This is a genomic window from Kitasatospora sp. NPDC127116, assembly GCF_042677365.1.
Lineage (GTDB): Bacteria > Actinomycetota > Actinomycetes > Streptomycetales > Streptomycetaceae > Kitasatospora > Kitasatospora lactacystinica.
Genome location: NZ_JBHXTL010000009.1, coordinates 83,375 through 103,718 on the forward strand (window position 1 = coordinate 83,375; position 20,344 = coordinate 103,718).

General features: G+C 71.3%; 19 protein-coding genes. 8 read left to right on the top strand and 11 right to left on the bottom strand.

The window, feature by feature from the left end:
- Window positions 1–185 precede the first annotated feature (185 nt).
- Window positions 186–1,043 carry a DeoR/GlpR family DNA-binding transcription regulator gene (locus ACFVHV_RS06050; protein WP_380349075.1) on the top strand — a complete coding sequence of 286 codons (858 nt, stop codon included), beginning with the start codon at window positions 186–188 and terminating at the stop codon, window positions 1,041–1,043.
- Between the two features lie 7 nt (window positions 1,044–1,050).
- Here ACFVHV_RS06050 and ACFVHV_RS06055 read toward each other — a convergent pair whose 3' ends face one another.
- Window positions 1,051–3,048 carry an alpha-galactosidase gene (locus ACFVHV_RS06055; protein ID WP_380349077.1) on the bottom strand — a complete coding sequence of 666 codons (1,998 nt, stop codon included), beginning with the start codon at window positions 3,046–3,048 and terminating at the stop codon, window positions 1,051–1,053.
- Window positions 3,049–3,371: 323 nt separating this feature from the next.
- Between ACFVHV_RS06055 and ACFVHV_RS06060 the strand changes: the two genes are divergently transcribed.
- Genes ACFVHV_RS06060 through ACFVHV_RS06070 form a run of 3 tightly spaced genes read left to right on the top strand, consistent with a single transcriptional unit; the run spans window position 3,372 to window position 6,488 of the window.
- Entirely contained in the window at window positions 3,372–4,631 is a 1,260-nt protein-coding gene (locus ACFVHV_RS06060; protein WP_380349079.1) for an extracellular solute-binding protein, read from the top strand.
- A gap of 31 nt (window positions 4,632–4,662) precedes the next feature.
- On the top strand, window positions 4,663–5,640 hold the full coding sequence (locus ACFVHV_RS06065) for a carbohydrate ABC transporter permease (protein WP_380349081.1): 978 nt from the start codon (window positions 4,663–4,665) through the stop codon (window positions 5,638–5,640).
- Window positions 5,640–6,488: a carbohydrate ABC transporter permease gene (locus ACFVHV_RS06070; RefSeq protein ID WP_359908842.1), complete on the top strand. Its 849-nt coding sequence runs from the start codon at window positions 5,640–5,642 to the stop codon at window positions 6,486–6,488. The genes ACFVHV_RS06065 and ACFVHV_RS06070 overlap by 1 nt, the downstream gene beginning before the upstream one ends.
- Before the next feature lie 117 nt (window positions 6,489–6,605).
- Here ACFVHV_RS06070 and ACFVHV_RS06075 read toward each other — a convergent pair whose 3' ends face one another.
- The gene (locus ACFVHV_RS06075) at window positions 6,606–7,034 is read right to left on the bottom strand and encodes an NUDIX domain-containing protein (RefSeq protein WP_380349083.1); all 429 of its coding nucleotides are present in this window, start codon (window positions 7,032–7,034) and stop codon (window positions 6,606–6,608) included.
- 203 nt (window positions 7,035–7,237) lie between these two features.
- Window positions 7,238–7,684, bottom strand: a complete 447-nt coding sequence (locus tag ACFVHV_RS06080) for a DUF1772 domain-containing protein (protein WP_359908845.1) — start codon at window positions 7,682–7,684, stop codon at window positions 7,238–7,240.
- Between the two features lie 89 nt (window positions 7,685–7,773).
- On the opposite strand from ACFVHV_RS06080, the gene ACFVHV_RS06085 reads away from it, so the two are divergent.
- Window positions 7,774–8,352, top strand: a complete 579-nt coding sequence (locus tag ACFVHV_RS06085) for a TetR/AcrR family transcriptional regulator (RefSeq protein WP_359908848.1) — start codon at window positions 7,774–7,776, stop codon at window positions 8,350–8,352.
- Between the two features lie 118 nt (window positions 8,353–8,470).
- Here the strand turns inward: ACFVHV_RS06085 and ACFVHV_RS06090 are convergent, their stop codons facing one another.
- Together ACFVHV_RS06090 and ACFVHV_RS06095 are read right to left on the bottom strand one after the other, a co-directional pair.
- Window positions 8,471–10,027, bottom strand: a complete 1,557-nt coding sequence (locus ACFVHV_RS06090; protein WP_380349086.1) for a DEAD/DEAH box helicase — start codon at window positions 10,025–10,027, stop codon at window positions 8,471–8,473.
- A 370-nt stretch (window positions 10,028–10,397) separates the two neighbouring features.
- A complete protein-coding gene (locus tag ACFVHV_RS06095; RefSeq protein ID WP_045694210.1) occupies window positions 10,398–10,601 on the bottom strand; it encodes a cold-shock protein in 204 nt (67 codons plus the stop codon).
- Window positions 10,602–11,060: 459 nt separating this feature from the next.
- Between ACFVHV_RS06095 and ACFVHV_RS06100 the strand changes: the two genes are divergently transcribed.
- Window positions 11,061–11,423, top strand: a complete 363-nt coding sequence (locus tag ACFVHV_RS06100) for a hypothetical protein (protein ID WP_359908853.1) — start codon at window positions 11,061–11,063, stop codon at window positions 11,421–11,423.
- Between the two features lie 32 nt (window positions 11,424–11,455).
- On the opposite strand, the gene ACFVHV_RS06105 is transcribed toward ACFVHV_RS06100, so the two are convergent.
- Window positions 11,456–12,307, bottom strand: a complete 852-nt coding sequence (locus ACFVHV_RS06105; protein WP_380349088.1) for an aldo/keto reductase — start codon at window positions 12,305–12,307, stop codon at window positions 11,456–11,458.
- A 234-nt stretch (window positions 12,308–12,541) separates the two neighbouring features.
- On the opposite strand from ACFVHV_RS06105, the gene ACFVHV_RS06110 reads away from it, so the two are divergent.
- Window positions 12,542–14,023 (top strand): M20/M25/M40 family metallo-hydrolase, encoded by a 1,482-nt coding sequence (locus tag ACFVHV_RS06110; protein WP_380349090.1) that lies wholly within the window; start codon window positions 12,542–12,544, stop codon window positions 14,021–14,023.
- A 29-nt stretch (window positions 14,024–14,052) separates the two neighbouring features.
- Window positions 14,053–16,248, top strand: coding sequence for a pyridoxal phosphate-dependent decarboxylase family protein (locus ACFVHV_RS06115; RefSeq protein ID WP_380349092.1), 2,196 nt, complete (start codon window positions 14,053–14,055; stop codon window positions 16,246–16,248).
- Window positions 16,249–16,313: 65 nt separating this feature from the next.
- Here ACFVHV_RS06115 and ACFVHV_RS06120 read toward each other — a convergent pair whose 3' ends face one another.
- The 5 genes from ACFVHV_RS06120 to ACFVHV_RS06140 are packed head-to-tail and all read right to left on the bottom strand — an operon-like array spanning window position 16,314 to window position 20,338.
- Complete coding sequence (locus ACFVHV_RS06120; RefSeq protein ID WP_380349094.1) at window positions 16,314–17,525, bottom strand: Glu/Leu/Phe/Val dehydrogenase dimerization domain-containing protein; 1,212 nt, start codon at window positions 17,523–17,525, stop codon at window positions 16,314–16,316.
- Window positions 17,522–17,737, bottom strand: a complete 216-nt coding sequence (locus ACFVHV_RS06125; RefSeq protein ID WP_359908868.1) for an MbtH family NRPS accessory protein — start codon at window positions 17,735–17,737, stop codon at window positions 17,522–17,524. The genes ACFVHV_RS06120 and ACFVHV_RS06125 overlap by 4 nt, the downstream gene beginning before the upstream one ends.
- A gap of 4 nt (window positions 17,738–17,741) precedes the next feature.
- Window positions 17,742–18,512, bottom strand: coding sequence for an indole-3-glycerol-phosphate synthase (locus tag ACFVHV_RS06130; protein ID WP_359908871.1), 771 nt, complete (start codon window positions 18,510–18,512; stop codon window positions 17,742–17,744).
- Window positions 18,509–19,192, bottom strand: a complete 684-nt coding sequence (locus ACFVHV_RS06135) for an N-(5'-phosphoribosyl)anthranilate isomerase (protein WP_380349097.1) — start codon at window positions 19,190–19,192, stop codon at window positions 18,509–18,511. The genes ACFVHV_RS06130 and ACFVHV_RS06135 overlap by 4 nt, the downstream gene beginning before the upstream one ends.
- Window positions 19,193–19,198: 6 nt before the next feature.
- On the bottom strand, window positions 19,199–20,338 hold the full coding sequence (locus tag ACFVHV_RS06140) for an acyl-CoA dehydrogenase family protein (protein WP_359908877.1): 1,140 nt from the start codon (window positions 20,336–20,338) through the stop codon (window positions 19,199–19,201).
- Window positions 20,339–20,344: the final 6 nt, after the last annotated feature.

The window sequence follows — 20,344 nt, forward strand, 5'->3', positions numbered from 1 at the left end:
GTGCTCGGGGATCGGTCCGCACCGAGCACTGCTTCATGCTGCAAGCATCTGCTTGAAACTGCTCTATTCATAGCTCAATGCGTCATCTTTGAGCAATACTGCTTCATCGAGAGGATCGCGCCACCCGGTCGATGACGGCTGGCGGATAGGCTCGTGACCAGGGACGACCGAGTCGAGGAGAGAAGATGAGCCCGGATGAGCGATGGTCGCGGCTGCTGGAGATCCTTGGTGATCGGGGCCGGATCGACGTCATGACGGCGGCCGAGCTGTTGGGCGTCTCCGCTGCCACCGTGCGCCGGGACATGGACGAGCTCGCCCGCCAGCAGCTGCTGACCCGCACCCGCGGCGGCGCGGTGCTGAGCGAAGTCGCGTACGACCTGCCCCTCCGCTACAAGACCGCGCGCCAGGCCGGCGAGAAGCAGCGCATCGCGAAGGCCGCCGCCGCGCTCGTCCCGCCCGGTGCGGTGGTCGGGCTCAACGGCGGCACCACCACCTCCGAGGTGGCCCGAGAGTTCGCCACCCGGACCGATCTGGCCGGGCACGGCAATCAGACGGCGCTGACCGTGGTCACCAACGCGATCAACATCGCCAACGAGCTGGCGGTGCGCCCGTACGTGAAGACCGTGGTCACCGGCGGCGTGGCCCGGCCCCAGTCCTACGAGCTGACCGGACCGTTGGCGACCATGATGCTGCAGGCGATCTCGCTGGACTACGCGATCCTCGGCGTCAACGCCGTCGACCCGCAGTTCGGCGCCGCCACCCACGACGAGGGCGAGGCGAGCGCCAACCGGGCGATGGCCGAGCGGGCGGAGCGGGTCATCGTGGTGGCCGACTCCACCAAGCTCGGCAAGCGCGCGTTCGCGCAGGTCTGCGACACCGGCACGATCGACGCGCTCGTCACCGACGCCGACGCCCCGGAGGAACTGGTGGAGCGGTTCACCGCCCGCGGGGTGGACGTCCACTGGGTGTCCCCCCCCCCCCCGCCCGGGCGCCCGGGGTGGGGGGGGGTTCCGTGGACCCCGCCCGCACCGCAGGGACGATGACGTTTCGTCAGGCCGAAGGCGGGGTGTTGAACGGTGCCGCCCAGGTCTGGTTGCTCTGGACCGCGTCCGGTGCGGCGCCGCACGGGTACAGGTCGACGGGCGTGCCGGCGGCTGTCGTGGTGCCGCCGTAGACGTCCAGGCAGGAGCTGGTCCCGGCGAGCTTCAGATTGCCGTCCCGGTTGTAGCTCCAGCTCTGGTGGCCGGGGGCCGAGCCGCAGGCCGCGACGCCGACCCACTGGCCCTGCTGCCCGTTGAGCGCCCCGGAGGTGCTGCCGTCCTGCGCGGTCAGGCAGAGGCCGGCCGCGCCGGCCTGGAGGAGCTGGACGGATCCGTCGGTGTTCAGCTGCCACTGCTGGTTGCTGCCGCCGGTGCAGGGGGAGACGTCGACCGGGTTTCCGGCGCCGGTGCCGGAGGCGTGGTTGTCCAGGCAGAGCGAGGCCTTGCCCCAGTCGTCGCGCGAGACGGTGATCTGGCCGCGCGGGGTGGCGGTGCCGCCCTTCGGCGGGGTGATCCGCAGCATGGCGCTGTCGTGCGAGCCGATGGTGAGGGCGACGGTGCCGGTCGAGCGGCTGGTCCGGTGCGCCCACAGGTCGCGGACGGTGTACCTGCCGCCGCCGTTGAAGCCGACGGCGTTCAGATCGAGCGTGTAGCTCGCGCTCGCGGCACCCTTGTTGGTGACCACGACCGCGCGGCCGCCGTCCGCGAGCGGCTTGACCACGACGTCGATGCCCGAGGCCGCGGCCGGGGTGCCGTCGGCGTTCGCGCCGCCGCCGGCCACGCGGTGGCCGCCGGCGCCCAGCGGGTCCTGGTCGACGGCGATGACCTCCGGGTTGGACAGGATGCCGATCGACGCCTTCAGGTGCGGGGCCTCGGCCGGGTGGGCGGCGAGGTAGGCGGGCTCGAACTTGCGGGCGTCGGTGGAGATGACGAGCGGCGCGGCCAGGGCGGAGAACAGGGACATCTGGCTGCGTTCCTCGGCGGTGGTCATGCCGTTGTCGCCGATCAGCAGCATGTCGGCGTCGTTCCAGTTGCCGGGGCCCTGGTAGCGGCCGAGTTCGACGGTGTTGTCGAAGCTCTGGTAGGCACCGAAGTTGTAGGAGGACTGCCGGCCCAGCGGCTGGTTCCACGGGTCGGTGGCGCCGTTGTCGTAGTCGTTGTAGATGTCCGGGCCCACCCGCCACAGCTGCCCGAGCGGGCGCACCCACCGCATCGCGGCGAACTTGGCCGGCCCGTTGCCGTAGCCGGCCGGGGCCGAGATGTTGAACATCACGTTCGGGGTGGGCCTTCCGGCCTTGTTCGCGGCGGCGACCGCCGAGTTCAGGGCGCCCGACATCCGGGTGTCGAGCGTCCGCACCGGCTCCTGGTCGCCGCAGTTGTCGTACTTGAGCGCGTTCACACCCCAGGAGACGAAGGAGTTGGCGTCGTCCTGCTCGTGGTACTCGCTGCCGTTGGGGAGGTTGGGGGAGCTCGGCGTGGCGGTGGAACAGGTGTGGGTGCCGGAGGTCTCGTAGATGCCGAACTCGGCACCGAGTCCGTGCAGGTAGTCACCGTACCCGGTGAGCTCGTGGTCGAAGCCGGGCTGCCTGGTCGTGTCGCGGACGTCGGTGGCGCCGCCCCAGTTCAGCGCGCCGTGCAGGTAGCCGGCGCTGTTGCGGTACATCCAGCAGTCGTCGACGGTGACGGTCCGGTAGCCGGCCGCGATCAGGCCGGTGTCGGACAGCGCCTTCGCGTTGTCCTCCATGTACTGCTGGAAGGAGTAGTGGAGCGGGTCCGAACCGTCGAGCGGGGCTTGGGGGGTGCACTGGGCCCGGGCCCAGTTGTTGAAGCCCATCGGGGGGAGCGCGCCGATCGGACCGTTGGGGGCGGCCGAGGCGGTGTGGTTGGCGGCCGGCGCGGTGACGCCGTCGTTCGCCGCGGCGGGGGTGGCGCCGAGTGCGGCCCCGGCGAGGAGGGCGGTCGTCGCGGCAAGGGACGCGGCCCGGCGGGACAGGAGTCGTCTGGTCACAGGTGTGGGGGATCCTTTCGATCTGAGTGAAACTGCTTCAATCATCGCTTCATGAAGCAGTTTCGATCACCTGCGGAGCAGCTTCGGGCGGCCGGGCGCCTCGCGTCAAGACGCCGTCCTGCCCCGCCTCGCCGCTCTTCCTCGACTGCAACGCTTCGGTAACGCGGCTGGCCTGCCGGGATGGCCCCGAGGCAAACTCGGTTCGGCGCAGCTGCTCGATATTGAGCAAATATCAGTCGCATAGCGCACCTTCGTGCAGATCGCACCATCCCCCACTCGGGCCACCGCGGTGTCGGCCCCACTCGCAAAAGGCGGTACCAGAGATGAAGCGGCGCCTGCTCGCCCTGTCGGCGGCCACCCTGGCCGGAACACTCGCGCTGTCCGGATGCGGCAAGGGCTCGGCCTCCGGTTCGACCTCCGCCGACGGCGTGACGACGATCAGGTTCGTCGCCGCCGACTACGGCTCCAACGGCCAGAACCCGAGTCGGACGTACTGGCAGGGCGTGATCTCGGCCTTCGAGCAGCAGAACCCCGGGATCAAGGTCGACCTTCAGGTCATCAACTGGAACGACATCGACACCCAGGTCAAGACCATGGTGCAGAACGGCAACCAGCCGGACATCCTGCAGACCGGCGGCTACGCCGACTTCGCCAAGAACGGCCAGCTCTACCCGGCCCAGGACGTGCTCTCCGGCAGCACCACGGCGGACTTCCTCCCCGCGATCGCGCACGCCGGCGAGCAGGACGGCACCCAGTACGGCATCCCGTTCATCTCCAGCGCCCGGATGTTCCTGATCAACAACGAGCTCTTCAAGAAGGCCGGCCTCGACCCGGCCGACCCGCCCAGGACCTGGGCCGACCTCACCGCCGCCGCCACCGCGCTGAAGAACGCGGGCGTGGAGATCCCGCTCGGCGTGCCGCTGGGCAAGGAGGAGGCGCAGGGCGAGTCGTTCATCTGGATGCTGGAGAACCACGGCGGCTACCAGGACGCCAAGGGCCAGTACAGCATCAACTCCCAGGCCAACATAGACACCTTCGGGCAGCTCAAGAGCTGGGTGGACGCGGGTCTGACCGAGCAGAGCCCGGCCTCCGTCAACCGCACCGACCTGGCCAAGGACTTCGCCTCCGGCAAGGTCGGCATGCTCAACGGCATCCCCACCCAGCTGAACGACGTCAAGGCCATGGACGTCACCTGGACCGCGATGCCGAGCAAGGACGGCACCGGCAAGGCCACCCTCGGAGTCGCCGACTGGATGATGGCCTTCAAGAAGGGCGGCCACAAGGAGCAGATCAAGGCCTTCCTCGACTTCGCCTACGCCAAGGACAACGCGGTGAAGTTCGACAAGCAGTACAGCCTGCTGCCGGTCACGCAGTCCGCGCTCACCGCACTCCAGGCGGACCCGGACGAGAAGGCCCTGGCACCGTTCCTGCAGATCCTGCCCACCGCCACCTTCTACCCCCTCAGCGACCCGACCTGGCCGGCGGTCTCCGCGCAGATCAAGACCCAGATCGGCAGCGCGGTCGGCGACCCGAAGAAGACCCTCGACGCGCTCCAGAAGGCCGCGCAGCAGGCCGGCGAGTGACCCTGACGAGCGCACAAGGAATCCCCACACCGTGTCCTTCCCCAGCAGCACAGACGCCCGGCCCGGCGACCCCGCCCGGCCGGCCGCGCCGCCGACGAGTCCGTCGGCCCCGCCCGCGAGCCCCGCGCCCGGGCGCCGCTCCCTGTTCGAACGGCTCGGGCCACTGCCCTGGCTGGCCCCGGCCATCGTGCTCATCCTCGGCGTGGTCGTGTGGCCGGTCGTCGAGATGGTCACCACCTCACTGCGCAGGATCGACACCACCGGCACCGACCACGGCCCGGCCGGTCTGATCAAGTACCGCAAGCTCCTCGGTGACCCCCGCCTGCCCGGAGTGCTCACCTGGACCGTCGTCTGGACGGTCGTCGTCGTCGGCCTGACCATGCTGATCTCGCTCGCGCTGGCCCAGCTGTTCAACCAGAACTTCCCCGGCCGTCGCGTCACCCGCTGGGCGCTCGTCGCCCCCTGGGCCGCCTCCGTGCTGATGACCGCGATCGGCTTCCGCTGGATGCTCGACCAGGTCGCCGGCGTGTTCAACCGGCTGCTGCTCGACCTCGGCCTGATCGACCACTCCCGGGCCTGGCTCGGCGACGCCGCCCACGCGAAGCCCTGGCTGGTCCTCGTCGCCGTCTTCGTCTCACTGCCGTTCACCACCTACACCCTGCTGGCCGGACTGCAGACCATTCCCGGAGAGGTCTACGAGGCGGCCAGGGTCGACGGCGCCACGCCCTGGCAGACCTACCGCAAGGTCACCCTGCCGCTGCTGCGTCCGGCCTTCCTGGTCGGTCTGGTGATCAACCTGATCAACGTCTTCAACTCGTTCCCGGTCATCTGGGGCATGACCCAGGGCGGCCCGAACGCCGACACCGCCACCACCACCGTGTTCATGTACATGTTGCGCGGCTACGACGTCGCCGAGTCCGCCGCCATGTCCGTGGTCAACTTCGGCGTCGTGATCCTCATGGTGATCGTCTTCCTCAAGGTCAGCCGCTGGAACGGGGAGGAGAGCTGATGACCATCCTTCAGCCGCCGCCGGCGAAGCACCGCCCGCGCGCACGGACCGTCCTGCTCACCGCGCTGGCCTGGGCGCTCGCCGCGCTCTTCGTGCTCCCGTACGTCGAAATGCTGATCACCGGCGGACGCCCGGCCGGCCAGCTGCGGGACAACTCCTACCTGCCGACGCACTTCGACTTCTCCTCCTTCACCAAGGTCTGGACGGACACCACGCTCGGCCAGAACCTGCGGACCACCCTGCTGGTGGCCGGAGGATCGACGTTGCTGGTGCTGCTGGTCGCCCTGCCCGCCGCGTACTACACCGCCCGGGTGCGCTTCCGCGGCCGCAAGGCCTTCCTGCTGCTGGTGCTGGTCACCCAGATGTTCCAGCCCACCGCCCTGCAGGTCGGCCTCTACCGGGAGTTCTTCGCACTGGACCTGCTGGACACCCCGATCGTCCTGGTGCTCGCCAACGCCGCCTTCAACCTGGCCTTCGCGATCTGGATCCTGAGCGCCTACATCGGCTCCATCCCCAGGGAGTTGGAGGAAGCCGCGATGATCGACGGCAACGGTCGCATCGGCGCGCTGTTCCGCGTCACCCTGCCGCTCGCGCTGCCCGGCGTGGTCACCGCCGTGATCTTCACGTTCATCTCGGCCTGGAACGAGTTCATCATGGGCCTGACCCTCACCAACTCGCCGGACCGGCAACCGCTCACCGTCGGCATCAACAACATGATCGGCGCCTACAGCGTGCAGTGGAACTACGTGTTCGCCGCCTCGCTGGTGGCCATCGTGCCGGTCGTCGTCCTGTTCGCGGTGATCGAGCGCCACGTGGTCTCCGGACTCACCGCCGGCTCGGTCAAGTAGCCGGGCCACCACGCTGCCACGCCACGAGGTCGCCCCGCGGAACGCGGCCTCGCGGCGTGGCAGCTCCGCCGGGCACCGGGGCCGGGACGGGCTCCCGGGCGACCGTCCTCGCACTCGTCACAGCCCGATGTTCGACTTCGGCCCCATGTACGTGCCGGCACCCGGCCAGTCGGCCCTGGCCAGCTTCACGAACCGCTCGGAGAAGCCGTGAGCGGGAAGGTCGTCGAGCTTCACCCACTCCACGCCCCGGATCGGCCGGGTGTCCGCGCCGGCGGCGACGTCGCCGATCCGGGCGCCGGTCACCGCGACCTCGAAGGTGATGTGCACGACGCCGGCGGCCGTGACGTCGCAGACGTACAGCAGGCAACCGACCTCGACATCGAGTCCGGTCTCCTCGACCATCTCCCGGCGCAGGGCTCCGGCCAAGGTCTCACCGTCCTCGACCTTCCCGCCGGGCAGGGACCACCTCCGCGGTCCCTCGGTGTCCTGGTTCAGCAGCAGCATCCGGCCGCCCCGTACGGCGATGCCCGTCACACGTGTATGCATCCGCGCACCGTACCGCTTGCCAACGCCGGGAGAGGAAGGGCGTGTTGAGGAACCTCGCGGTCCCCGTCGGCATCGCCGCCGGTGGGCCGGGCACCCGGGCGGCCGAGCGGTCGCGGACGCCGCCCGGGAGGTGTCGCCCGGTCGGGGGACGGCCCGGTCGGCTCACGACCTCGAAGGGGCGGTGGCCGGTGTCGCCCGCGGGCTCAGGTGAGGGCGGTGACCAGCAGGGTGAAGGCGGCGACGATGACGGCGACGCGGACGTAGTGGAAGCGGTCCCAGCGGTTCATCTGCTGCTTCCAGTCGGCGGGCCGGTTCTCGGGGGTCCACGTCTTGCCCCGGTTGTTGATCGGGACGAGCAGCAGGACCGACATGATCACGCTGACGATCAGCAGCGCGCCGGCGACGACGACCAGGCCGGCGCCGGGGCGGTGCCAACCGGCGACGGCCCAGACGGCACTCAGGACGAGCGAGCCGATGTACCAGAACGGCATCAGGGCGCCGAGCATCCGGCCCCCGTGGGCGCGGCCGAGTTGACCGCTGTCCTCGGGGAGTGCGTCGAGGATCCGGTTGATGACGAAGGCGACGGAGAACTCCACCCCCACCATCAGGCCGACGACCACGGTGGTGAAGACCTCAAGTGCGTTGAGCATGGCGACCCCCTGGGATCTAGCATTGCTAGCTGATGAGACAACGCTAGTACTACCGCCGCTTGATTGTCTAGCAGTGCTAGGATCGGATCATGTCGGTACAGGAACGCAAGCAGCGCGAACGGGCGGACCGCGAGCGCCTCATCGTGGCCACGGCCCGCGAACTCGCCGAGCAGCAGGGCTGGGACGCGGTCACCACCCGCCGGCTCGCCGAGCGCATCGAATACAGCCAGCCCGTCCTCTACAGCCATTTCCGCGGCAAGCGCGAGATCATCGGCGCGGTCGCCCTGGAGGGCGCCGCCGAGATGGCCGTGGCACTGCGGGCCGCGAGCTCCGCCGCGGACGGCCCCCGCGCCCGGGTCACCGCCCTCGCCCGCGCCTACCTCGACTTCGCCGAACGCAACCCGGCGGTCTACGACGCCATGTTCCAGCTCGACGGCGGCCTGGCGTTCGCGCGCGAGGACACCCCGGAGCCGCTGAAGGACGCCTTCGCCGCCCTGCTGGAAAGCCTCGGCGAGGTCGCCGGGGACGGCGTCCACCCGGCGCTGTTCACCGAGGTGTTCTGGGCGGCCCTGCACGGGCTGGCCACCCTGACCCGGGCGGGACGACTGCCGCCGCCGGACACCGGGCGCAGGGTGGAACTGCTGGTGGACCGGCTCGCCGTGCTCTGAAACACCGGACGGGCGGGGACGGGCGGGCCACCGGCCCCGTCCGGCCGGCCCCGGCCCTCGGGCGTCAAGGAGCGGCGGCCGGGTCGGTGCGGTGAGCCGGCCCGTCGGGGGAGGGGTGCTACGCGGAGAGGGCGGCGCGCCGGGGTGCCCGGCGTCGGTCGGAGGAGCCCTGGTTGTCGCGGCCGGAGGCGGCCCGGGTGGTGCCGCCGGTGTTGGCCCGGGTGTTGCCGCCGGGGTTGGCGGGGCCGCCGCGGCCGCGACGGCCCCGGCTGGTGGACGCGCTGCGGCGCGGCCGCTCGACGACGGGGTCGGGGATCACGACGGGAACGCCGGTGGGCACCCGGGCGCCGGTGATGCGGACGAGTTCCTCGTCGCCGGCGCTGACCCTGGTGGTGACGGGGGTGATGCCGGCGGTGGTCATCATGCGGGCCATCGCGCGGCGCTGGTTGGGCAGGACCAGGGTGACGACGGTGCCGGACTCGCCGGCCCGGGCGGTGCGCCCGCCGCGGTGCAGGTAGTCCTTGTGGTCGCCCGGCGGGTCGAGGTTGACGACGAGGTCGAGGCCGTCGACGTGGATGCCGCGGGCGGCGACGTTGGTCGCGATCAGCGCGGTCACCTGGCCGGTGCGGAACTGTTCCAGGGTGCGGGTGCGCTGGGGCTGGGACTTGCCGCCGTGCAGGGCGGCGGCCTTGACCCCGTTCGCGAGCAGGTCCTCGACCAGGCCGTCCGCGCCGTGCTTGGTGTCGATGAACATGATCACCCTGCCGTCACGCGAGGCGATGTGGGCGATCGTGGCGTTCTTGTCGAAGTTCTGCACCTGCAGCACGTGGTGCTCCATGGTGCTGACCGTCGCCGCGGACGGGTCCACGGAGTGGGTGACCGGGTCCTTCAGGAAGCGCCGCACCAGGCGGTCGACGTTGCGGTCCAGCGTGGCGGAGAACAGCAGGGTCTGGCCGCCCTCGGCGACCTGTTCGAGGAGCTCGGTGACCTGGGGCAGGAAGCCCAGGTCGGCCATCTGGTCGGCCTCGTCGAGCACCGTGATGTCGACCCGGTCCAGCCGGCAGTCGCCGCGCTGGATCAGGTCCTTGAGCCGGCCGGGCGTGGCCACCACGACCTCCGCCCCGCGGTTCAGCGCCTGGGCCTGGCGGCCGATCGAGGTCCCGCCCACCACGGTCGTCATCCGCAGCCGTACCGCGTGCGCGAACGGGGTGAGGGCGTCGGTGACCTGCTGGGCGAGCTCGCGGGTGGGGACCAGCACCAGGGCCAGCGGCTGGCGGGGGTCGGCCTTCCGGCCGGCGGTGCGGGCCAGCACGGCGAGGCCGAACGCGATGGTCTTGCCGGAACCGGTGCGGCCCCGGCCCAGGACGTCGCGTCCGGCCAGCGAGTTCGGGAGCGTCGCGGCCTGGATCGGGAACGGCGCCGTGACGCCCTGCCGGGTCAGCGTGGAGAGCAGGGCCTTGGGCATGTCCAGCTCGGCGAACGCCTCGACGGCCGGGAGTGCCGGGGTGGTGCTCACCGGCATCGCGAACTCGTGCTGGGCGGAGGAGCCCTGACGGGCGGTACGGCCGCCGGAGGGCCGGTCTCCGTAGAAGGAGCTGCCGCCGGCGCGGGTTCCGTGGGCGCGGCCGGAACGGGAGTTGGCGTTCTGGTACGAGGAGCGAGTGGAGCGGTTCATGCGGGAGACCTTCCTCGGGGCGGCACGTCACGGGGAAGGCTCCGGGGCGCGGCGCGCCGACGGAGACCGCAAGGGAACGGGCCGAGAGCTGTGACGGGTGGGGCGTGGACGGGGCAACCGTGCGGCACGCCACCTGCGGTCGGCGCCCACCGGCAAGGGCGGGAGCGAGGACCTCGCATTGAGATGTCACGGCAGGGGGGTGATTCGGACGCGGCGCTGTGCGTCTCGCGTGGGGCGACCGCCGGTGGCGGTGCGTGTCAGGGGGCCCGATGGCCGGGGGCGTGCCCGGGGCAACGCCGAGGGGCCCGCACCGGGCATTGTGTACGCGGTGCGGGCCCCTCGCTGCTTGGCGGGTGCCGTGGCAGAAGAATTACAGCGGGCGGATGTTCTCGGCCTGCGGGCCCTTCTGGCCCTGAGTGACGTCGAACTCCACCTTCTGGCCCTCGAGCAGCTCACGGAAGCCGTTGGCGTTGATGTTCGAGTAGTGGGCGAACACGTCCGGGCCGCCACCCTCCTGCTCGATGAAGCCGAAGCCCTTTTCCGAGTTGAACCACTTCACGGTGCCATTAGCCATTAAAAATCTCCTTCAAGGGGCTTTCCGAAGCACGCACAGCGCGAGCTCCGAGTCGCCGCGATGAGCACCCACCCGGGGAAGAGCCGGGAAACAAAAATGCGCCTGCGGAATACATCAGCAGGCGCACACAAAGTTCATGGGAACCACTACTGCAACTAAAACGACTCTAGCAGGCCCGAGCGGGCAACGGGCGGATATTTCACCTCCGGTTTCGGGGGAGCCTCGCCCGGGGCCGCCGGTCCCGAGCGAGGCAGGGGCCCAACAGGCTTTGAGGACAGGATGGTTGGCTGACGTGCACGGTCCGTGGCGGCGCCTCCCACCGGGGTGAATCCGCTGGGCGCGCCGTGTCCGACCGCGCACCCCCGCGCCCCGGCGCACTCCGAACGGGACACGTCGCCGTCGGCGACCGCCTCACCCGCGACACGTACGGGGACCGGGCCGTGCCCTACCCTGGGAATCATGTCGAACCCTGATGGGCTGCTCGTCGACATCGCCGCGATGGTGGAGTCCGAGCACAGCAACCAGATGGCCTTGACCGTGGTGGTCCCCGGCGCGGTGATCACCGGCAGACTCGCACCGGTGGCCCTGTGGTGGGAACGGGTGGCGGAGGTCCTCCAGGCCTCGGACCACCTGAAGCCGTTCGCCGCCCTCTTCGCCCCGCCCGCGGACGGCCCGCCCGCGCGGCCCACCCACCTCCACCTCCACCGGGCGAAGATCCTGCAGGGCGACTTCGCGCTGCCCCACACCGGCGGCATGTACCGCATCGCCATCGAGGACATCAGCAGTTGGACGATCGGGGACCTCAGCTATTCCGATACCTGACGGCCCCGGCTGCCGTGCTCCCGCTCCGGCGCTCAGCCGTCCAGGCGGCGCTGGCTGAGCCAGGCGACCATCTCGGGGTCCCGGTGGTCGAAGAACAGCGTCGTGCCGGTGTCCAGGGCGGCGACGGCGGACATCTGGTCGTGGTCGAGTTCGAAGTCGAAGACGTCGATGTTCTGCGCCATCCGGTCGGGGTTGACCGACTTGGGGATGGTGACGATGCCGCGCTGGACCAGCCAGCGGAGCACGACCTGCGCCACGGATTTGCCGTGCGCCTCGCCGATCCCGGCGAGGACGGGGTTGGTGAACAGCTCGTTCCTGCCTTCGGCGAAGCCGCCCCACGCCTGGTGCCGGACGCCGTGCTCGCGCATGAGGGCCTGGTCGGCGGGGCGCTGGAAGAAGGGGTGGGTCTCGATCTGGTTGACCGCCGGGGTGATCTCGTTGTTGAGGATCAGGTCGAGGAGCCGGTCGGGGTAGAAGTTGGCGACGCCGATCGCCTTGGCCAGGCCCTCGCGGTTGACGGCCTCCATGGCGCGCCACTGGCCGTACACGTCGCCGTAGGGCTGGTGCATCAGGTACAGGTCGACGTGGTCCAGGCCGAGCCTGGTCAGTGAGGTCTCGAAGGCGCGGCGGGCGTTGGCCTCGGCGGGGGCGTCCTGGATCCACAGCTTGGTGGTGACGAAGAGCTCCCGGCGGGGGATTCCGCTGCTCCCGATGGCGCGGCCGACGGCTTCCTCGTTGCCGTAGGCGGCGGCGGTGTCCAGCAGGCGGTAGCCGGCGGCGAGGGCCTCGGAGACGGCCTGCTCGGTCCGGTCCGCCGGGATCTGGTAGACGCCGAAGCCGAGGATCGGCATCCGGACGCCGTTGTTCAGGGTGACGTGCTGCACGGGGGCTCCTGGAGAGGACCGGATGGAAGGGGGGCGGTGGCAGGTCGGCCGGTGGCCTCGGCGATCGCCGCCAGGACGCCGGTGGAGCGCCGTCCGGCGGCCTGCTGCTCCGCCCGGGTGGCCGTCCGAGGGTCCGCGCACGTCGGTGCCGCGCCATGGTGGTTCGCACTCTATCCATGACTCGTGCGATGCGCGCCCGCGCGTCGTGTCCACGCCGACGGAGGCGGAGCGAGCATGGGAACGGTCACCACGGACGGTGACGGGCAGGGACTGCCCGACAAGGTCAAGGGTCTGATGAAGGGGATCACCGACGACCTGATCGAGCTGGTGAAGATCCGGTCGATCTACGACACGAAGGACCCGAAATCCCACGAGGCGGACCTCGACAACGCGGCCACGACGGCGCAGAAGCTGTTGCAGAAGGCGGGCCTCACCCAGGTCGACCTGGTGGAGATCGGCGGCGGGGGCGCGGGGGAGCAGTTCGACTCCAAGCTCGTCCACGGCACCTACCACTGCCCGGACGCCGGGCCCCACACGCCCACCGTCCTGCTGTACGCGCACTACGACGTCGTGCAGACCGACGAGACCAAGTGGCCCGACGCCTTCAAGCCGAGCATCGACGAGCACAACCGGCTGAAGGGCCGCGGCGCCGCGGACGACAAGTCCGGGGTGATGATGCACGTGGGCACCCTGCGGGCGCTGGACGGCAAGCCGCCGGTGAACCTCGTCGTCGTCCTGGAGGGCGAGGAGGAAGCCGGCCGGGGAACCCTGGAGGCGTACATCCAGGCCCACCCCGAGAAGTTCAAGGCGGACGTCATCATCGTCGCGGACGGTGGCAACACCAGTCTCGGCCAGCCGACGCTCACCAAGTCACTGCGGGGCTTCGCCATCGTGGACGTCACGGTCACCACGCTCGTCGACGGCACCCGGCACAGCGGCATGTTCGGCGGCCCGGCGGGGGACGCCTTCATCGTGCTGGCCCGCATGCTGGCCCGGCTGCACGACGCCGACGGCAACGTGGCCGTGCCGGGGCTCCGCTCCGACAAGTGGGACGGCGTGCAGCCGGGCGAGGACGCGTTCCGCGCCGACGCCGGGGTCGTCCAGGGGATGAAGCTGCTGGGCACCGGCCAGCTGGGCGACCGGCTGTACACCAGGCCCTCGATCAACGTCATCGGCCTGACCTCGAAACTCCCGCCGCACGACCAGCCGGTCAACCAGCTCATTGACACGGTGACCGCCCGGATCGGCATGCGGCTCGCGCCGCTGGAGGACCCGGAGAAGGCCGCCGGGAAGCTGAGCGAGTTCCTGAACAGCGCCGACGTCAATCAGTGGGGCGCCAAGGTCGTCGTCTCGGCGCCCCAGGAACTCGGCCGGGGCTTCTTCGCCGACATCAAGCTGCCCGGCTACGACACCGCGGAGAAGGCGCTGGCGAAGGCGTACCCCGGCACCACGACCCAGTACGCCGGGCAGGGCGGCTCCATCCCCCTGGTCACCCTCCTCCAGGCGAACAGCCCGAAGGCGGTCGTGCTGGTGATCGGCTGCGAGGAGCCGAAGTGCATGATCCACGCACTGCACGAGAGCGTCAGCCTCGACGAGCTGGAGCACATGACGTTGGCCCAGAGCTACCTGCTGCAGGACTTCGGCGCCGCGAAGACCCCGATCGGCTCCGGCACGGAGCAGAGCCGGGCCGCGGCGGCCACCCCCTCCCTCTCCTAGCCCTCCCACCCCGTCGCAGGAGCACCGCCATGACCGACACCCCCGCCAAGCCCGATCCGACGACACCCCGCGCCCGGTTCGCCCAGGCCCTGGAACGCCACCGGGCCGACCTCGACCTCGCCGCGGCCCCCGGGACCTCGACGCTCGCCGCCTGGTTCCTCGGCCCCAAGGCCGAGAACCAGCGGCTGCTGGAGGAGCTCGTCCTGGACGCCGTGCGCGCCAACGCCGCCGACCGTCGCGAGCTCTACCCGGACGACCCGCCCTACGTGACCGACGACATCAAGGCGTCCGACGGCTACCACCAGGACGTCAAGACCCTGCGCTCCGAGTTCGACACCCTGCTGAAGTCGCTGCGCGGCTCCGTCCCGGCGTACAGCTACCGGTTCCAGGGCCACATGAACTGGGACCTGACCATCCCCGGCATCGCGGGCTACTTCGCCGCCATGCTCTCCAACCCGAACAACGTCGCCGCCGAGGCCTCGCCGGTCACCACCCAGCTGGAGAGGACCGTCGGCGAGGACCTGTGCCGGCTGCTCGGCTACCGGACGGACACTTCCTGGGGGCACATCACCTGCGACGGCACCGTCGCGAACCTCGAAGCCGCCTGGTCGGCCCGCAACCTCACCTACCACCCCGTCGCCGTCGCCGAGGCCGTCCGCCGGGAGTCCGCCCTCGCCGCCGCCCGGAACCTCACCGTCCTGCTGCCGGACGGCACCGAGCACCTGCTGCCGGACCTCACCCCCTGGCAACTGGTGAACCTGCGGCCGGAGACCGTCCTCGACCTGCCCGCCCGAGTGCGCGAGGCCTGCGGGATCGAGGACGAGCGGCTGGGCATCGTCGACAAGTACACGATCCAGCACCTGGGGTACGAGGCCTTCCGCGCGTACCTCAAGGACGACGTCGCCCCCGGCGTGATCCTGGCGCCCGCCACGATGCACTACTCCTGGCCCAAGGCGGCCGCCGTGCTCGGCATCGGCCGCGGCCGCCTGCGCACGGTGGCCGTGGACCTCGACGCCCGGGCCGAGCTCCAGTCACGCCGCGAGCTGCTCGACGCCTGCCTGCGCGACCACGAACCGGTGCTGCTGGACGTCGCCGTGATGGGCAGCACCGAACTGAGCGCCGTCGATCCGCTGGCCGGCATCCTCGCGCTCCGCGAGGCGTTCGGGGCGAAGGGCCTGTGCTACCCCGTCCACGCCGACTCCGCCTGGGGCGGCTACTTCGCCGCCGTCAAGCGCCCGCCCCGCCAGGCGCCTCCCGGCTACACCGGGGCCCGGATCACCCCCGACCTGGCGATGAGCGCCTACGTGAACCAGCAGTACGACCTGCTGCACCACGTCGACTCCATCAGCATCGACCCCCACAAGGCGGGCTACATCCCCTATCCGGCGGGCGGTCTGTGCTACCGAGACCGGCGCCAGCGCGAGCTGGTCGCCCTCGGCGCCGCCTACCTCGACCAGGGCGCCTACGACGCCAGCGTCGGCCTCTTCGGCATCGAGGGCTCCAAGCCCGGCGCCGCCGTGGCCGGTGTCTACCTCAGCCACCGGGTGATCCGCACGGACGCCGCCGGCTACGGGCGGATCCTCGGCCAGGCGCTGTTCAACAGCAAGCGGCTCTACGCGGCCGTCCGTACCATGGCCCGCCCCGACGACCCGTTCACCGTGACCACCGTCCAGCGCCTGCCCGCCGAGCGGGCCGCCCACCCGGGGGCGCAGGGCGTCGAGGAGCAGCTCGACTTCATCCGTCGGCGCATCGTGCCGTGGAGCAACGAGAAGCTCCTGGAGGACGACGAGGCCATGGCCCTGCTGAAGGAGCTCGGCTCCGACCAGATCATCATCGGCTACGCGTTCAACCCGGTCATCGACGGCAGGCCCAACACGGTGCTGCAGAAGGCCAACGACCTCAACGACCTGATCTACTCCAGGCTCAGCATCCGGCCGAGTGCCACCGAACCCCGGGTCCCGGCGCCGGAGGAGATGCCGCCCCTGATCCTCACCGGCTCCGAGTTCGATCCGGCCGTCTACGGTCAGGACTTCGTCGGTGACTTCCGCGCCCGGCTCGGCGTCACCGCCCACGAGGACGACCGGCTCCCGGTCCGCTACCTGATCTCCACCACCATGGACCCCTGGGTCACGGACACCGCCACCGGCGACTTCATCCCGCACATCGTGGACACCCTCCGCGACGTCGTCCTGAGCTGTATCGACGAGCTCCACCCGGTCGTCTGACCGTCCTCCCCGGGGCCGCCGGCCCGGCCCGATCCGGCCGGCCGGCGGCCCCGCGCACGGCGGCCTCACCGTTCGGCCGGGACCCCCGTTCCGGCGGCCCCGGCCGGGGCGGTGGCGTCGGCAGGGCCGGCCCCGGCCGGGGCACCGCGCGAACCGAGGAGCTGTGCGACCGGATCGGCGCTGCCCGTGGCGCTCAACTCCTGCACCAGCTCGCAGTTCCTGGCGATCCTGTCGGCGACCCACTCGCGCAGCCACTCGGACAGCTGCGGGAGCGGCAGGTCGGACGGGGCCAGCCCGGTGAGCACGCAGCCGGTCGCCGCCGCGCCGCCGACGTTGACGACCACGTCCGGCAGGACGGTGTGCCCGGCCTCGCGCAGCAGCCGGCGGGCCGGTGCGGTGCAGCTCAGGTTCCCGCCCTCGACCACCAGGCGGGCCCGGACCGCGGGCACGGCCTCCTCGTCGACCGCGGCGGCGGAGGCCGCCAGCACCAGTACGTCGGCGTCGACGTGCAGCCACGCCTGCCCGGGGCCGTGGACCGTGACCCGGTCGGGCAGCCGGCTCCGGTCGATCGTGCCGTCGCTGCTGGTGAGCGAGGCGAGTTCGGCGACGGGCAGTCCGCGCTGGTCCTCGACGGTGCCCCGGACGTCGGCCACGGCCACCACCCGGTGGCCGTGGGCGGCCAGGTGGCCGGCCACCGCGCGCCCGACGGTGCCGAAGCCCTGGATCGCGATGCGCTGCGGGGTCCGCGCCCCGGAGGCCCGTAGGGCGCCGAGCACCGCGACGGCCACGCCGAACCCGGTGATGTCGGCCATGTGGTCCCACAGTTCGGCCCAGCCGACGGTGAGGCGGGTGGTGCCGGGGAGGCGGGTGACGTCGTACCCGGCGGCCTCGAAGGCCAGCCGCCGGTCGGCGTAGGTGGTGCCCTGGTCGCAGCCCAGGTACACCCCGCCGTGCAGCAGCGGGGCCGCGGCGCGGCCGAACTCCCGCATCACCGCCTCCCGTTCGACGGTGGCGCCCGGAGCGGGGGCGATGCCGGCCTTGGCGCCACCGATGGGCAGGCCGACCAGCGCCAGCTTGTGGGTCATCGCCCTGGCGAGCCCGGTCAGCTCCTGCTCGGTCACCGTCCGGGTCATCCTGGTGCCGCCCATGGCGAGGCCGTCGACCATGGAGTCGACGACGACCCAGCCCCGGGCCCGGCACTCCGGGAGGTCCAGGGCGGTGGAGAGCACGGGCCCGGTCGCCCCGCGCGCACCGTGCGGCGCGAGCGTCGGGTTCACTGCGCACCGTCCTCCGGGACGGACCGCAGGCGCAGGCTGCGGGGGCGCATGTCGGTCCACACGCGTTCGATGTGCGCGAGGCATTCGTCCTTCGCGCCCTGCACGCCGACCTCGTGCCAGCCCGCCGGCGACTCGCGGTCGGCGGACCAGATCGAGTACTGCTCCTCGTCGTTGACGACGACCTTCCACTGCTCGGTTGCCGCGCTGGTCATGGCCTTACCTCCGGATGTCGCTGGTGGGTGGGGGGTCCGCCGGGCGGCGGACGGGTGGAGCCGGTTCGGGGCCGGCGTCGGGGCGGGTGCCGAGGCGGGCGTCGAGGCCGTCCAGCCAGCCCGGCAGGCTGGCGGTGCGCAGGAGGCCCGTCCCGACGAGCACACCGGCGAAGCCCTCCCCGAGCAGGCGGGCGGCGTCCTCGGGGCAGCGGACGGCTCCGGCACTCACCGGGCACCGGGTGCCGCTGTTCAGCACCGCGGGCAGGAGCGAGGAGCTCCGCCCGAGGTCGCCCGCGCCGCGTTCGCGGGTGGTGATGTCCTTGTTGTTCACCGCGACCACGCAGTCCTCGGCGCGTGGCACGCGGCTGATCTCCTCCTCGGTGGTGACCTCGACGAACGGCGTCAGGCCGAGGCGCAGGCCGAGGTCGACCAGGTGGCCCAGGGTGGCGCGGGGCAGCAGCGCGGCGGTGAGCAGGACCGCGGACGCGCCGCTCTCGCGGGCCTGGTGCAGTTGGCTCCGGCGGGTGATGAAGTCCTTCTGCAGCACGGGCAGGTCCGTCGCCGCCACGACCTCGCGCAGCAGGTCCTGGGTGCCGCCGAACCACCGCCCGGTCACCACGGACAGGCAGGGCGCGCCGACGTCCCGGTAGTCGGCGACCAGGCGGGTGGCCGACCTGTCACCGAACAGGTCGTTTCCCGCGGCGTCCTGCCGCTTGAGCTCCATGATCACCGGTCGGCGGGCGTCCAGCAGCGCCTCGATGAACTCGGCCGTCATCCGGGCACCCCGCTGCCGTCCGTCGCCCGCCAGCCGCGCCGCAGGGCCGTGACCCGGTCGGTGCTCAGCCGTCCGTCGGGGTCCCTGGCCGCCGTGTCCACGTCGATGCCCAGGAACAGGGGGTGGTCGACCACCTCCCGGTAGTCCTCCCGGTTGTCGGCCGTGATGCCGCCGGCGAGCAGGAAGGGGCGCGAGAGGCGGTCCGCGATCCCGAGGACGGCCGCGCGGTCCGCCGGTTGCCCGGTACTGCCGATCCGGCCGTCCCCGGCCACCGTGTCCAGCAGGAAGAGGTCCGTTCCCGCCCGCTCGTACGCCGCGATCAGGGACCGCTCCGCGCGGGTGTCCGTACCGAGGTGCAGCACCTTGACCACGGTGAGGTCCGTGGTGCTCTTCAGGGCGCGGACCAGGCCCGGCGGCTGGTAGCCGTGCAGTTGGACCCACGACACCCGGGCCGCGTCCGTCGCCGCGCGCAGCGCCCCGGCGTCGTCCAGGAAGGTCACGAGGACCGGACGCAGTCGCGCCGTTCGGTGCACGGCATCTGCCAGCACCGTCAATTGACGGAGCGTCAGGTCCGTGCGACCCCCCGGTACGCCGTGCCACAGGCCGACCAGGTCGGCCCCGGCCCTGTCGAGCGAGGCCACGTCCCCGGCCGAGGCGGCTCCGCAGATCTTGACCAGCATCAGGCGTCACAGCCCCAACATGGCGGCGACGCGGTTGCGTTGGATCTCCGAGGTGCCCGAGTAGATCGGGCCGGCGACCGCGTCGCGCACGTCCTTCTCCAGCCCGTACTCGGCCAGGTACCCGCTGCCGCCGAAGATCTGCACGGCGGCCAGTGCGGAGGAGAGGTTGCCCTCGCTGGCGACGAGCTTGCTGACGGCGATGTCCCTCGTGACGTTCTCGCCCTCCGTCAGCCGAACCGCCGTGTCGTAGAGCCATTTCCGCGCGGTGTCCAGGCCGATGCTCATGTCCACGAGCTTGTGGGAGATCGACTGGTACGAGCCGATCGGATGGCCGAACTGGACGCGCTCCTTGGCGTACTCGACGCAGCGGTCGAGCCGGTACCGCATCTGCCCGGTGTTGATGACGAAGGAGCAGAGGATCTCCCACTTCATCACGTGGTCCAGGACCAGGAACCCGGATCCGACCCGGCCGATCACGGCGGACGCGGGGACCCTGCAGTCGTCGAAGTGCAGTTCACCCAGCGGAGCGGTCCGCAGCCCCATGGTGGCGACGGGTGGCCCGACGACGAGCCCCGGGGTGTCCCGCTCCACGACGAAGGCGGTGATGCCGAGCGGGCCGCCGTTCGGGTGGGTGCGCGCGTAGACCACGAACACGTCGGCCACCGGGCCGTTGGTGATGAAGGACTTGCCGCCCCGCAGCACGAAGCCGTCGTCCTCGCGGGTGGCCGTGGTCCTCATCGCCAGCGCGTCGGAGCCGCTCTCGGTCTCGCTGATCGCGTGCGCCCCGATCGTCTCACCCGAGCAGATCCCCGGCAGGTAACGCGCCTTGAGCTCCGGTGAGCCGAACCGTTGCAGCGGGACCCCGGCGCCGACCAGGTGGGTGGCGACCGAGAAGTTCAGTCCGCCGTCACGGCATCCGGTACCGAGCTGTTCGAGCACGTGCATGGTGGTGAGCAGGTCCTGGCCCAGCCCGCCCCACCGCTCGTCGAACGGCAGGCCGAGGATTCCGGACCTCCGGATCAGCTTCCACTTGTCCCACGGGAAGGCGCCTTCGGCGTCCCCTTCGAGATGGCCCGAGCTGAGTTCCTCGCCCCACTGGGCGATCCCCTCGCCGAGGGCGATCTGGTCGGCGTTCCACCTGATCATCTGTCG

Coding starts and splice junctions, on each gene's coding strand:
- ACFVHV_RS06050 (WP_380349075.1), top strand. CDS start 186: ATGAGCCCGGATGAGCGATGGTCGCGGCTGCTGGAGATCCTTGGTGAT.
- ACFVHV_RS06060 (WP_380349079.1), top strand. CDS start 3,372: ATGAAGCGGCGCCTGCTCGCCCTGTCGGCGGCCACCCTGGCCGGAACA.
- ACFVHV_RS06070 (WP_359908842.1), top strand. CDS start 5,640: ATGACCATCCTTCAGCCGCCGCCGGCGAAGCACCGCCCGCGCGCACGG.
- ACFVHV_RS06075 (WP_380349083.1), bottom strand. CDS start 7,034: ATGCATACACGTGTGACGGGCATCGCCGTACGGGGCGGCCGGATGCTG.
- ACFVHV_RS06080 (WP_359908845.1), bottom strand. CDS start 7,684: ATGCTCAACGCACTTGAGGTCTTCACCACCGTGGTCGTCGGCCTGATG.
- ACFVHV_RS06085 (WP_359908848.1), top strand. CDS start 7,774: ATGTCGGTACAGGAACGCAAGCAGCGCGAACGGGCGGACCGCGAGCGC.
- ACFVHV_RS06090 (WP_380349086.1), bottom strand. CDS start 10,027: ATGAACCGCTCCACTCGCTCCTCGTACCAGAACGCCAACTCCCGTTCC.
- ACFVHV_RS06095 (WP_045694210.1), bottom strand. CDS start 10,601: ATGGCTAATGGCACCGTGAAGTGGTTCAACTCGGAAAAGGGCTTCGGC.
- ACFVHV_RS06100 (WP_359908853.1), top strand. CDS start 11,061: ATGTCGAACCCTGATGGGCTGCTCGTCGACATCGCCGCGATGGTGGAG.
- ACFVHV_RS06110 (WP_380349090.1), top strand. CDS start 12,542: ATGGGAACGGTCACCACGGACGGTGACGGGCAGGGACTGCCCGACAAG.
- ACFVHV_RS06115 (WP_380349092.1), top strand. CDS start 14,053: ATGACCGACACCCCCGCCAAGCCCGATCCGACGACACCCCGCGCCCGG.
- ACFVHV_RS06125 (WP_359908868.1), bottom strand. CDS start 17,737: ATGACCAGCGCGGCAACCGAGCAGTGGAAGGTCGTCGTCAACGACGAG.
- ACFVHV_RS06130 (WP_359908871.1), bottom strand. CDS start 18,512: ATGACGGCCGAGTTCATCGAGGCGCTGCTGGACGCCCGCCGACCGGTG.
- ACFVHV_RS06135 (WP_380349097.1), bottom strand. CDS start 19,192: ATGCTGGTCAAGATCTGCGGAGCCGCCTCGGCCGGGGACGTGGCCTCG.
- ACFVHV_RS06140 (WP_359908877.1), bottom strand. CDS start 20,338: ATGATCAGGTGGAACGCCGACCAGATCGCCCTCGGCGAGGGGATCGCC.